The sequence below is a fragment of the Rhodanobacter thiooxydans LCS2 genome, from assembly GCF_000264375.1.
Taxonomy (GTDB): domain Bacteria; phylum Pseudomonadota; class Gammaproteobacteria; order Xanthomonadales; family Rhodanobacteraceae; genus Rhodanobacter; species Rhodanobacter thiooxydans.
On sequence record NZ_AJXW01000002.1, the window covers coordinates 40,866 to 53,503 of the forward strand.

A 12,638-nucleotide genomic window follows, 5' to 3' on the forward strand; every position below is an offset into this window, starting at 1 on the left:
CTGATCTGCCATCGCGCGGGCTGGCGGGTATAGCTTTTTTTGTTTCTGGCTCACTACCACAGAGGAATCCCGCTTCAAAAGCTCGCCCACCAGACGCACGGAGTTGAATGAAAAGACACGCTCCAGCGGGGCGTGATAGCAGTAACCAACCAATCTGGGAACGCCGCTCACCTTGAATTCGGATGGCGTGAGCTAACTGGAAAATGAATGGCGCTAAATTCCCAAATAGCGTTACAGCTTCGTGCGGCTGTGTATTTCACTACCGGCCACGTAGGCCTCCCGTTCTTCGCGCGTCATCCGCTTTACTTTGGCTGGCCCGAGGTGGAGTCCAGGTTTCCGCTCGATGCCTTGGTCATGCAGGCTGCGGTGGTCGACACGGACATCTAGGCCGGCGTGCGCGAGCGCCTCGTTCTGGATATCGGCGATCGCCTTCCGGTCAGCGATCAGATCTTCTCGCATCTGCTGAGGAGGCTGACCGCCACTGAGCTTCCTGCAACCACCTCGTTCCGGGTGTTTGCTGTTGTAGCGTGAGAAATACTGCTGCGGCGTTCGCGCGATACCGTCCGGTGCGCGATCCGAGAACATGACGTGGATATGCGGGTTCGGAATACCGGTGAGCTCACCTTCCGGGCCATGTAGGGCCATCTGCCAAGGGCGTGCGCCTACGATGGCTGCGACGATCCTCCTGCCCAGTTGAATGTTCGCATCGACATCGAATTCGTTCGGAAGGGAGATGATCCACTCCCGATAGACCGCCGCGTTACTGCGCTCGTACTTGTCAGCGTTCTTCCAGAAGGTCAGGTGATCAGGGCTCCATTCGGGAAAGTTTCCGTACTCGAATGCGAGCAGATCCTCTTTGTCTTCGTACTTCGTGCCTGTCCGGGTGTCATAACGACTGTGGTGGGCTGCCGAGCCCTTTTTACCGCTCTTCAGTTCGGCGCGATAACTTGCCATGCTCATTTTCCTATGTTTTGACAACAAAAAACCGGCGGGGGAAACCCCTACCGGTTGACGTGCTGCCGGATGATTTGTGGTTGTAGAGAGAGAAACGTTAACTGCGCTGCCTCATGTCCCCTGATAAAAGAAGTAAAGAAGAGGCATGAAATTGCTGTTGTAGCCAGCTCATTCCCCTCCAGAGAAGTGGGACAGCGTCTGTCATCGACTGTTCGACTCGGTAGAGGCTTGTATCGATGACCTGTACAACCTCCACATATGGTTAACCTTTAATGCGTAAAGAAACACGCCAACTCTATTCTGTGGCCCTGTCTACAGGATCAGCCTGGAAGAGTGAGAAACAGGTCACTGCAAGTAACAGCACTATCAAGCCAAGTAGCTGAGCGGTGTGTATCAACGCCATGCCGGGCGCTGCAGGATCGAGCGCGTGCATGCAGATCAAAAATCGGCAAGGCCGTACGCAGATTGGCCCGCGTCAGCAGACATCGCAGGTATGCGTGTCCCGCAGCGGGAATGGTAGGTGTCAGCATCGAGTTGCTTTCTCCCAATGCCTGTGTGCCACCGTATGCATTGCAGGATCGGCATTCCCGATATGCAAGTCACGGCAAAGTTCGAGGAGCCACCCTGCCCGTACAGTCGCTGATTACAGGAACCGACCCTTGCCGCCGGGAGGGCGAGAGGAGGTTGCATGATCTGCATTCTCAACACTTGTGCATCGTGCAATGCATGCATAGAACAAGGGCCGTCTGGTGACGGCCCTTGGAAGAGGGTCAGGCCATTGCAGCTTGCTGGAAGCGGAAGGGATTGAGGATGATGACGCGCTTGCCCTTGCCGCTGCCCGTGTAATCCATCCCAACCTCTACCGCACCTTGAATTTCGAGCCTGCGAAGGGCCGCTTCAAAGCGCATTTGGTCACGAAGCTTGCAGTGGGTGCGGACCTCGTTCCAATAGGCTTGGCCTTCTCCACGCAGCCAGTGCCGGTTGAGAAGGTAGTCGCCCAGATACAGGACGTCCTGCTCAATCTGGGGGGTGCAGTTCGTATCCCCGAACAGGCGATTGAACTCATCCAGATGCCAGCCCACGATCGTAAGGGCGCGCTGCAGCGTCTCCCGGCTGATTTCGCCTTTCAGGCGGTTGAAGTAGTGGAGGATGGCGGCTACGCGACCAGCGAGCTCCAACATCTTGCATGCGAAATCCTTGATGCTGTAGAAGCGTTCGCCGGGTCGCTGACCCTTCTCGATCCAGTCGTAGGACTCAGCCCACAGCTCCTTGGCCTCGGTGCAGAACTTCAGCAGCGTGCGTGGCTCGTTGTTGGTCTGCCTGAGGTCGGCTTCATCCAGCAGCTCGGTAATCCGCTGGTGGAACGCGGACAGATGGGTCCAGGCATGATCGCCAAGCGTCATCTTGCGAAACCCCACGGTGGAAGCAGGCCAAGCGATCAGATAACGCGCCAGGTGACCAGAGCCGCGGGCAATGCGACCACGCCTACCCAGAAATTCCTCGATCACTTCTTCCTGAACCATGAAGCTGATGGTGATGCGCGGATCGACGACCCGGACACGCACGTCGACGAGATCCAGGCTCAGGGGCTTGCCATCCCACGCTCTGTTTAGGTTGCCCATCTTCTTCATGGCACCGCTCTTGAGCACGATCTCGCCTTCATCGCTCAGGATGGCGATGGACTTGCCACGGCCATGCAACGCTTCAAGCAAAGGGCGCTCAGTGATGCTCTGATAGATGATCTGCTTGAGCACCGGTTTATCTGGCTCCTGGCGCTCCTGCTCCACCACCTCGTCATGGTGCTGCTTCACGTCGGCGGTACCCTGCGCCGACTTGTCGATCTTGCGCTGCAGCGCGTTGTTGGTTGCTTGCCACAGGCGCAGGTTCGCTCTGTAATGCGCCTGCATGTCAGCATCCGAGGCTGCGTGCTTCTGGTCGTATGCATAGATCGGTGCACTGATCAAATCATCCACGGTAGTCTTGCGTTCACCGGACTGACCGATCAGCGCCGTGTACAGGCTGGATGGGCGACGCAGACCGGAAGGCAGCATCACGTCCACATTCGCCTGGCAGGCGATGGCCATCGCCGTCAGGGCGGCGCCTGCTACCAGGGCGTCCGGCGCCTGGACCTGGTCCAGCACCTCCCAGATCGCATCACGAACAGCGGCATGGAAGGCTTCGATGGGGTAGCTTGCGGGTGGGGGCATCATGCTCATGCCTGCACCTCATCGGTATCCGTGCCTGTGGCCGACGTGAGCGAATGGTCGGCACATGCCGCATGCGCGGTCATCAGAGCTTTGAAGCGGCTGGGGTGCAACTTCAAACCCTGAGCTTGGAGGACGGCAAGGATGTCTTTCTGGCTGACGCGCTTTTCCAGGAGCTCCACGATCACCGGATACAACATGGTGAAGAGCTGGTTCTTCTGATGCTGGATTTTGGGCTGCAGGCCAAGCAGAGCGTCCTTGCAGCGCTGGGCTTGAGTCTGCAGGTTTTCGGCTTTCGGCGGCGGGAGGAGGTTGTCGACTTTCATGGACGTGCCTCCCCTTAGACCCAAGCCTGCGGGCTGGCGCAGACCTTGAGATAGGCCATCACGGCCGAACGCCACCAGACGGAGGGCGAGTTCGGGGAGGGGCCGAGCTTGAACGGCTGCGGCGCACGCGAGTCAAAAGTCTTGGAGCGCGGATTCAGGCGTGCGTACCAGGTACTTTTGGAGACCCCGACAAAGTCCAGTACGGCAGGGAGACGCATGGCCTGGTCGAAGTCAGGGGCGAACTGGATGGACTGAATAATGGCGCCCAGACGGTCCATCAGGGCCTGGTCGAAGACTGGCTCCGACGACTCGAAACCGTGCATCGAGGCGGACAGGGCCTGCGAAAGCCGGCGGGGTGCCGGGGTGGGATGGGCAGTGGGCGCGCTGCGGACTGCGGTATGACAAGACATAGGACTTCTCCGTTTTGTCGCGGCGCACCGTGCGCCGCTGACCGAAGAAGTGTCAAAAAGACCAGCCCACGAAAAAATGGGTCAGCTAGCCGTTGGCTTTACGGCGAACGATATTTCTGGTAGCCGGCTTCTTCTCGATCTGCTGGGCCAAGTTCTTGAACTGGAGTGCAAGGTGCGGATAGAGCGGCTTCTTGCCAGTAACCCACGTTTTCAATCTGCTCGGGAACCGAGTGCTGATCGGATCATTCGTGACCTTGCCATTGCTTACCAGGGCGTCATAGGAGTGCAACACCTCTGCGTAGGCAGGGTCAGCTTCCATGGCATGGGTGATGCCTTCGAGCAGGAGGTTTTCGTTATAGATCGACTTGGTGACGGTGAAGTTCTGCATGACATTCAGGACGGCCCCGGCCAACGCGTCCCTTTCTCTCTGACCGGACTGCCGCCCATCATCCTCCTTGGTGTCATGCGTCATCCTGAGAGCGTGAGCAATCCCTAGGTTGAAGTGACATCGAATGAGTGCATGCATGGCACGCAGTTCATCGCCATCCCTGTAGGCGTTCATCGCTTCGATCCAGTACGCAACCGCCACTTCTAGAACATGATCGATCGAGATCTCGATTTCCAGTTTTAGCGCGGAGCGTTCTTCCCGCAATCGCTGGAACTGCCTGCCGTCAAAAACGACGTCTTTAGAGCTGATTGGCGTCACACTTGCAGCCCAAGCTTCTGCCACCGCAGCATCCAGCTTCTGGAACTGGTCGAGGTTCCGGAGGGTGTCATCCCGTCTCCAGCGCGCGTAGGCGGAAGCATTTCCAAGCTCGGCCAACTTTCCGCACACCCGTTCCCACAGTCTGTCGAACGTCTTCTTACTGCGCTTTCGGACGAGATGAATGTGCTGGATCTCTTGGACAGTGCGATCGAGGAGCATCTCGATGTCGGGAAGACGATCGCTGCTGTCGTACTCGCTGCGCTTAGGACCCCGGCCGGGTGCGTGTCGGGTGGCCACGAGCTTCCGTGATGCTGAGTGTATTGGCTGATCGGTTGTCAGCTGACCGGTGCGGTACTTCAAATCAAGGCTCCAAGGGCATGCAAAGTCCATTTTTACACTTGGCTTTGAAAACCGCACCAGACCTAATCACTAGCCCACGTCCGAGGTAGTCCCCATGCGTCCAGTGTGCACTGATCGGAAAGTGAGTCACAAAGTGAGTCCTATTTGCACGGCCTACTATAGTATTCTCTATACAACAATAGCTTGGATGCGATGTTCGAGTCCTGGTGGGGCACCAGCATTTTGCAAAGCGTGACGAATATCACGATCTGCCAGATCGTGAAATGAAAAAATGTGAACGGCTTCACCCTGTGTAGCTAATCTGCCGCCGTGAGGCGATCATCCCGGCCATCCCCCGGCATAGATGGATCCAAGCCCGCTTTGGCGGGCTTTTCCATACTTGAACCCCAGGTCTGCCGACCTCACCCAGGCTTCCATGACGCCCACCGAGGACGCCAGCATGGTCAAGGAGCGCGGAATGCAGTATCCGCTGCAAGCGTGGATCGAAGGCTATTACGCACGCGACTGCGGCGAACCGCGGGAAAAGTGCCATTACGCGCATGGCTCCGCGATGGCGCTTGCCTGGCACAAGGGATGGTGCAATCGCGAGCAGTTGGACGCCGCAAAAAGGCCGGAGACGGAAGCCGGCGACTAACCTCCGCCGCATGCCGGTCGTGCCGGCAAGGCGCCGCTTGCACTTCACGGCACAGGCGACCGGCGACGCCGGCGAATCCGCAGCCAGCTGGCAGCCTCGATAGAAAAACTATCTTTTGAACATGCCGTGCCGGCTCGATTCAGGAGGTGGCTTGCCGCACACTCGCCGGCATGACGAGGATGGCAACCGGTAGGCGACCCGATGCGTAGCAAGCTGTTCGTGCCCGGCTCACGGCCGGAGCTGTTCGCCAAGGCGCTGACCGGCGATGCCGATGCGCTGTCGTTCGACCTGGAGGATGCGGTCGCCGAAGCGCGCAAGGCCGAAGCGCGCGCGATGGTGGCGGATTTCGTCGCCGGCACGGCGGTGGCGCAGGCGGCCAAGCTGATCATCGTGCGCACCAACGCGCCGGATTCGCCGCACTTCGCGGCGGACCTTGCCGCGGTCGCCCGCCCCGGCGTCACCCTGCTCAACCTGCCCAAGATCGAGTCGCCGCAGGCCGTGCTCGACGCAGTGGCCGCGCTCGAGGCGGCGGAGCGCGCGAACGCCGTGGCGCACCCGATCGGCCTGCTGCTGAACATCGAGACGCCGCGCGCACTGGCCGACGCCGCGCGCATCGCCGCGGCGCACCCGCGCGTGGCGGGACTGCAGCTGGGCCTGGGCGACCTGTTCGAGCCACACGGCATCGACCGCGCCGACCCGCGCAACGTGCACGCGGCGATGTTCGCCCTGCGCATGGCCGCGGCTCAGGCCGGCGTGTTCGCGGTGGACGGCGCCTATGCCGCGCTGGATGACGACGCAGGCTACCGCGAGGAGGCACGCATGGCGCGGCGGCTCGGCTTCATCGGCAAGAGCTGCGTGCATCCGCGCCAAGTGGCGCTGGCGAATGCAGCGTTCGCGCCGTCGGAGGCGGAGCTGGAGACGGCGCGCCGGATCGTCGAGGCCGCGCAGGCGGCCGGCGCGCAATCGCGCGGCGCCTTCGTGGTCGACGGCCGGATGATCGACCCGCCCTTCCTGAAGCGCGCGCAGGCCCTGCTTGCCGCCGCACGGCGACCGGGCTGATGCGCAGGCGCGAGGGGGTTGCGCTTTCTTCTCGCCGAGGGCCGCGCGCACTGCGAGTCTGGCTGGGCCTGCTGCTGCTCGCCGTGCTTGCGCCTGCGCACGCGCAAAGCCTGGCGCCGCTGCGCGCGGGGCAACTGCCGGCGCTGGAGACGAGCGTGCCGCTGCGCGACATCGCCGTGGTTGACGGCCGGCCGCTGGCGATTTCCGACGCCGAAGTGTGGCGTCTCGACCACGCCGGCAAGACCTGGGCCCGGCTGCCCTGGCCGACCGGCGTTTCATCGGCCGCGGGCATCATCGACGACGGCACGCGGGCGTGGCTGCTGACCACCGCGGCGGATTCCGGCGCCGTGACCGGCGTGGCCCGCCTGCACGCCAGCGAGGATCAACTCCAGCTGCAACCGCTGCCGCCCTTGCCCGCTCCGCTCCACGCGGTGCGCGGCGCATGGGCCAACGACATCTTGTGGATCGCCGGCATCGGCGCGGATGGCAGGGCGCAGTTGCTGCAGCTGCAGACGAACGCGGAACAGCCGCGCTGGAACGTGCTGGCCGGGTGGCCCGGCGGCGGCGCGCCCAGTTCGGCGGTCGCCCGCGCCGCAGCGGTGCTGGTCAGCGTGCCCGACCCTTCCGGCGCCACCGAGAAGCTGTGGCGCTGGAGCGCCGCCGACGGCTGGAGCGAACGCGGCCAGGTGCCGGGCCGGCTGCTGCCCGGTTCCGGCCATGCGCTGGGCCAGGCGAACGCGCTCTATATGGTGCGCGACGGCGCACACGCGGATGCACCAGCCCGGCTGATGACCTTCCAGACCATCACCGGCGCCTGGGCCACCCTGCCCGGTGCCGCGCCTTCCGGCGTGATCGCCGCCGGCGCCTGGACCGACGGCATGTTCTGGGCGCAACGCAGCGCCGACGGCACGCGCGTCGACTTCGGCTACGCCAGCGTGCAGTCCAACAAGCTGCTGCTGCGCTGGCTGGACTGGATCGTGATCGTGGTCTATCTCGCGAGCATGATCGGCATCGGCCTGTATTTCTACCTGCGCGAGAAACGCAACTCCACCTCCAACTTCTTCGTCGGCGGGCGCAGCATCCCGTTCTGGGCCGCAGGCGTGAGCCTGTACGCCGCCAATACCAGCTCGATCAGTTTCATCGCGATCCCGGCCAAGGCGTTCGAAACCAACTGGCAGTACCTGACCAACAACCTGATCGCGGTGTTCGGCCTGATGTTCGTGGCGGTGTGGATCGTGCCGCTGCTGCGCCGGCTCGACCTGATGAGTGTGTTCTCCTACCTGGAGACGCGCTTCCACCCCAGCATCCGCATGCTGGCCAGTGCGCTGTGCATCCTCACCCAGATCGGCAGCCGGATGAGCGTGATCCTGTTCCTGCCGGCGCTGGCGATCGCCACCATCACCGGCATCAGCGTCACCCTGAGCGTGGTGCTGATGGGCGGCTTCACCATCATCTACACCGCAATGGGCGGCATGAAGGCGGTGATCTGGACCGACTTCGTGCAGGTGATCGTGAAGATGGGCGGCGCGATCTTCGCGATCGGCTTCATCATCTGGAGTCTGCACGGCGGCATCGGCGAGTTTGTCTCGACGGCCATGGCCGAGAACAAGATGCACCTGTTCGACTTCAGCTTCGACCTCACCAAGGCCACCGTGTGGGGCTTCATTTTCCTGGTGCTGTTCGACGTGGTGCTGACCTTCCCCAAGGACCAGGTGCTGATGCAGCGCACGCTGTCGACCAAGTCCGACAAGGAGGCGGGCCGCTCGATCTGGGCCTTCGCCGCGATCATGGTCCCCGGCGGCTTCGTGTTCTACCTCATCGGCACCGCACTGTTCGTGTACTACAAGGCGAACCCGGAGCGGATGAATCCGCTGCTGCCGATCGACGCCACCTTCCCGCTGTTCATCGCCGCCGAACTGCCGATGGGCGTGACCGGGCTGATCGTCGCCGGCATCTTCGCCGCGGCGATGGCCACCCTGTCCGGCATCATGAACAGCGTCGCCACGCTGGTCTCGGTGGATTTCTACGACAAGCTGGCGAAGAACACCACGCAGAAGAAGAGTGTGTTCTTCGCCGAACTGATGACCATCGCGGTGGGCCTGATCGGCATCGGCGCAGCGCTGCTGCTGTCGCGCTTCGACGTGCATTCGCTGTTCGACGTCTCGATCGAGCTGGCCGGCCTGCTCGGCGGCGGCTTCGCCGGTGCCTACACGCTGGGCATGTTCACCCGCCGCGCCAACTCGCCGGGCGTGGCCATCGGCATTGCCGCGAGCATCGGCCTCACCCTGGTGGCCTGGCTGTTCCGCCTGGTGCATCCGTACTTCTACCTGGCGATCTCGATCCTGCTGTGCATCGTGATCGGCTACCTCGCCAGCCTGTGCTTCCCGGCGCCCACGCGTTCGTTGAAGGGACTGACCATCTACGCCGACCGCAACGACTGAACTCGCGCCGGCACTCGCCGGGCACCGCCCGAGGCGGCATGATGGAAGGGATCGGCAGGCCGCACAGCCTGTCGCAAGCATCCAGCGAGGCGCCGTGGAAACCCAGTTCCTGCATACCTTCATCACCATCGTCGACCAGGGCTCGATGGCGGCCGCGGCGCGCGTGCTGAACATCACGCCAGCGGCGGTGGCGCAGCAGATCCGCACGCTGGAGCGCGAGATCGGCGCCACCCTGATCGCCCGCGTCGGCCGCACGGTGAGCGTCACCGAGGAGGGCTCGCGCATCCTGCAGCGCTCGCGCGACCTGTTGCGCAACGTGGCCGACCTGCGCAGCGTGGCGAACGAGAACGCGGTCTCCGGCGAGCTGCGCCTGGGCGCCTGCCCCACCGCGCTGGCCGGCATCCTGCCCGACGTGCTGGCGCGCATGGTCGATGCGTTCCCGCAGATCAACGTGTTCATCAAGCCGGGCTATTCGGCCGAGCTCTACCGCGCGGTGGAAGCTGGCGACCTCGACGCGGCGGTGGTGCTGCAGGCGCCGTTCGCGCTGCCCAAGACCTGCGAATGGCTGCTGCTGCGCGAGGAGCCGCTGATCGTGCTGGCGCCGAAGAGCATGGCCGGGTGCGACCCGCACGAGCTGCTGGCGACCCAGCCGCTGATCCGCTACGACCGCAACCAGTGGGGCGGCCGCCAAGCCGACGAGTACCTGCGCGCCCACGGCATCGTGCCGCGCGAGCGCTTCGAACTGAACGCGCTCAACGCGATCGCCGTGATGGTCGACCGCGGCCTCGGCGTGTCGCTGGTGCCGGACTGGGCGCATCCGTGGCCCGAAGGCGTGCAACTGGCGCGCATCCCGCTGCCCGCGCCGACGGTGCCGCGGCGCATCGGCATCGTGTGGTCGCGTTCCAGCGTGCGCGTGCGGCTGGTCACCGTGTTCCTGCAGGAAAGCCGCAAGGCGGTGCAGGCGCGCTCGCCCTGAGCCATGCCTGCACGAGGCCAATGACGCTGATGTTGCATCGCGGCAAACATTTGCTTCGTTCGTAAGCAACAAAAACTAGCCTCTGAACATAGTCCGCGCTGGTTCATTGCGAACGGCGAAGCGCATAGGCTCGCCCAGAATCACGCACAGGGCTGCCGGACGCCGGGGAGGGCGCCGCGAATGAAACACACCCCAGATCGTTCCTGACGCATTGCGCTGCATCGCGGCCACCGTTCCGCTCGGGCCGCGGCCACCCAACACCATGATGAGACACACCATGATCAAGCCACTCTCCGCCGCGATCAGCAGCATCCTGTTGTTCTCCGCGATCCCGGCCGGCGCGCACGCGCAGGACGCCACACCTGCCGGCAGCACCGCCACGCAGACTGCCGGCACACCGGACGCGAAGAAGAAGGACGACAAGGTCGTCGACCTGAACCGCATCATCGTCACCGGCACGCGCACGCCGAAGGCGGTCGACGAGATCCCCGGCGCGATCACCGTGATCTCGAAGGAAGAGATCCAGCACACCCTGCTGGTGACCGAGGACGCCACCGCGGTGCTGGCGCGCTCGGTACCGGGCTACGCCGAATCCTCGCAGGCGATGAGCAACACCGGCGAGACCCTGCGCGGGCGCATCCCGCTACGCCTGTTCGACGGCATCCCGCAGGGCTCCCCGCTGCGCGAGGGCACCCGCAACGGCACCTTCACCGACATGGGCATCATCGGCCGCGTCGAAGTGATCAACGGCCCGTCCGCTTCCGAGGGCATCGGCGCCGCCGGCGGCATCATCAACTACATCTCCAAGGTGCCGACCAAGCAGGGCACCGAGACCACCTTTACCACGCGCTATCAGACCCAGGGCCACGGCGGCAGCGAAGGCTGGAAGACCGGCCTCACCTTCGCCGCCAAACAGGACGCCTACGACGTGCTGCTCTCGGCGTCGTACATCGACCGCGGCATCTCCTACGACGGCGACGGCCGCCGCATCGGCATGAACACCAGCGGCTCGCTGGCCGACTCCACCTCGAAGAACCTGTTCCTCAAGGGCGGCTTCAACTTCGGCGCGTCCAACGAGCAGCGCCTGCAGGCGACCTACAGCCACTTCAAGATCGAGGGCAAGGGCAACTACGTCCAGGTGCTGGGCTGCCGCGGCCCGACCGACGATCCGCCGTGCGCCGTGCCGCGCACCAACACCTCGGAGAAGGGCCACATCTTCGGCTCGAGGGGCGCGTTCAACGACTTCAAGCAGTACAGCCTGGCCTACAGCAACGCCGATTTCTTCGGCGGCGCGCTGGAGATCAACGTCTACAAGGCCGACCAGGCGATGCGCTACCTACCCGAGAACAGCTCGGACAAGCAGGACCCGCTGATCGCGCCGATGGGCACGCTGTTCGACCAGTCGGAGATCGACTCGCACAAGAAAGGCATCCGCACTTCCTGGACCCGCTCCGAGCTGTTCAACGTGAGCGGGCTGGAGCTGCACACCGGCATCGACTTCGGCCGCGACAAGGCGCAGCAGCAGCTGGCGCTGACCAAGCGCTTGTGGGTGCCGCCGATGAACTACAAGAGCACGGCGCCGTATGCCCAGCTGTCGTGGGATGTCGGCCCGCTGACCCTGAGCGGCGGCATCCGCCGCGAGGACGACAAGCTCACCGTCAACAGCTACACCACCACCTGGTACCGCAACCGCGTGTTCGTCGAAGGTGGCGGCGTGAAGTACACCAAGAACCTGAAAAACTTCGGCGCAATCTGGCGCATCGACAGCGAGTGGTCGCTGTTCGGTTCGTACAGCGAAGGCTTCACCCTGCCCAACATCGGCATCCCGCTGCGCAACATCAACGTGCCCGGACAGTCCGTCAGCCGCATCCGCGACCTCGACGCGATCGTCTTCAAGAACACCGAGGCCGGTTTCAACTGGCGCGGCGACCACGGCGCGTTCGGCGCCACCCACTACATTTCCAAGTCGCCGTTCGGCGCCTCGCTGACGATCGACCCGAACACCAGCGACTTCATCCTGACCCGCGCCCCGGTGCGCATCGAGGGCACCGAGGTCACCGGCGAATGGCGCTTCGACGAGCAGTGGAAGGTGACCGGCCTGTACTCGCACATCCGCGGCAAGACGGCGTTCTGGTCGGCCGACCCGGCTGGCCGCTACGGCGCGGGCGGGCTCAACAAGCCGATGGGCGTGCTCGACATCAACCCGGACAAGTTCGCCGCCGCAGTGACCTGGAAGTTCCTGCCCAACGCGGACGCCACGCTCGGCTTCACCTCGCTGTTCGGCCGTCACCTCCGCGGCAGCGACACGCGTGCCTACGACGGCAGGACGTACAGCTACGACGAACAGACCCACGGCTACACCCTGTTCGACCTCGGCGTGAACTACGACATGGCGCGCTACGGCAAGCTGTCGCTCGGCGTCGAGAACCTGTTCGACAAGCAATACATCCTCAGCTGGTCGCAGCTCGCCGGCTACCAGAACTACTGGGCCGGCCGTGGCCGCATGACCTCGCTGACGTATACGATCACGTTCTGACCCCGGCGTGACGCTATGCGGGTCGCGACGCT

The 12,638-nt window shown here is 63.5% G+C and carries 10 protein-coding genes; 5 read left to right on the plus strand and 5 right to left on the minus strand.

Annotated elements, in window-relative coordinates:
• Positions 1-231: 231 nt before the first annotated feature.
• The 5 genes from UUA_RS00195 to UUA_RS00215 all read right to left on the minus strand — a co-directional run bounded on the left by UUA_RS00195 (position 232) and on the right by UUA_RS00215 (position 4,897).
• On the minus strand, positions 232-954 hold the full coding sequence (locus tag UUA_RS00195; RefSeq protein ID WP_008433227.1) for a MobA/MobL family protein: 723 nt from the start codon (positions 952-954) through the stop codon (positions 232-234).
• 770 nt (positions 955-1,724) lie between these two features.
• Positions 1,725-3,170, minus strand: coding sequence for a YfjI family protein (locus UUA_RS00200; RefSeq protein ID WP_008433229.1), 1,446 nt, complete (start codon positions 3,168-3,170; stop codon positions 1,725-1,727).
• The gene (locus UUA_RS00205; RefSeq protein ID WP_008433231.1) at positions 3,167-3,484 is read right to left on the minus strand and encodes a hypothetical protein; all 318 of its coding nucleotides are present in this window, start codon (positions 3,482-3,484) and stop codon (positions 3,167-3,169) included. The genes UUA_RS00200 and UUA_RS00205 overlap by 4 nt, the downstream gene beginning before the upstream one ends.
• A gap of 14 nt (positions 3,485-3,498) precedes the next feature.
• On the minus strand, positions 3,499-3,762 hold the full coding sequence (locus tag UUA_RS00210; RefSeq protein ID WP_155943228.1) for a helix-turn-helix transcriptional regulator: 264 nt from the start codon (positions 3,760-3,762) through the stop codon (positions 3,499-3,501).
• A 217-nt stretch (positions 3,763-3,979) separates the two neighbouring features.
• Entirely contained in the window at positions 3,980-4,897 is a 918-nt protein-coding gene (locus UUA_RS00215) for a hypothetical protein (RefSeq protein ID WP_008433233.1), read from the minus strand.
• Between the two features lie 478 nt (positions 4,898-5,375).
• On the opposite strand from UUA_RS00215, the gene UUA_RS00220 reads away from it, so the two are divergent.
• The 5 genes from UUA_RS00220 to UUA_RS00240 all read left to right on the plus strand — a co-directional run bounded on the left by UUA_RS00220 (position 5,376) and on the right by UUA_RS00240 (position 12,606).
• Positions 5,376-5,594, plus strand: a complete 219-nt coding sequence (locus tag UUA_RS00220) for a hypothetical protein (RefSeq protein WP_008433234.1) — start codon at positions 5,376-5,378, stop codon at positions 5,592-5,594.
• 201 nt (positions 5,595-5,795) lie between these two features.
• Positions 5,796-6,653 carry an HpcH/HpaI aldolase/citrate lyase family protein gene (locus UUA_RS00225; protein WP_008433235.1) on the plus strand — a complete coding sequence of 286 codons (858 nt, stop codon included), beginning with the start codon at positions 5,796-5,798 and terminating at the stop codon, positions 6,651-6,653.
• Positions 6,654-6,736: 83 nt separating this feature from the next.
• On the plus strand, positions 6,737-9,094 hold the full coding sequence (locus tag UUA_RS00230) for a sodium:solute symporter family protein (protein WP_235605921.1): 2,358 nt from the start codon (positions 6,737-6,739) through the stop codon (positions 9,092-9,094).
• 94 nt (positions 9,095-9,188) lie between these two features.
• On the plus strand, positions 9,189-10,070 hold the full coding sequence (locus tag UUA_RS00235; protein ID WP_008433238.1) for a LysR family transcriptional regulator: 882 nt from the start codon (positions 9,189-9,191) through the stop codon (positions 10,068-10,070).
• 277 nt (positions 10,071-10,347) lie between these two features.
• Positions 10,348-12,606: a TonB-dependent receptor gene (locus UUA_RS00240; RefSeq protein ID WP_008433240.1), complete on the plus strand. Its 2,259-nt coding sequence runs from the start codon at positions 10,348-10,350 to the stop codon at positions 12,604-12,606.
• Positions 12,607-12,638 lie beyond the last annotated feature (32 nt).

Bases quoted from the DNA above. Each gene is read 5' to 3' on its own strand.
- UUA_RS00195 (WP_008433227.1), bottom strand. From the start codon at position 954: ATGGCAAGTTATCGCGCCGAACTGAAGAGCGGTAAAAAGGGCTCGGCA.
- UUA_RS00200 (WP_008433229.1), bottom strand. From the start codon at position 3,170: ATGAGCATGATGCCCCCACCCGCAAGCTACCCCATCGAAGCCTTCCAT.
- UUA_RS00205 (WP_008433231.1), bottom strand. From the start codon at position 3,484: ATGAAAGTCGACAACCTCCTCCCGCCGCCGAAAGCCGAAAACCTGCAG.
- UUA_RS00210 (WP_155943228.1), bottom strand. From the start codon at position 3,762: ATGGACCGTCTGGGCGCCATTATTCAGTCCATCCAGTTCGCCCCTGAC.
- UUA_RS00220 (WP_008433234.1), top strand. From the start codon at position 5,376: ATGACGCCCACCGAGGACGCCAGCATGGTCAAGGAGCGCGGAATGCAG.
- UUA_RS00225 (WP_008433235.1), top strand. From the start codon at position 5,796: ATGCGTAGCAAGCTGTTCGTGCCCGGCTCACGGCCGGAGCTGTTCGCC.
- UUA_RS00240 (WP_008433240.1), top strand. From the start codon at position 10,348: ATGATCAAGCCACTCTCCGCCGCGATCAGCAGCATCCTGTTGTTCTCC.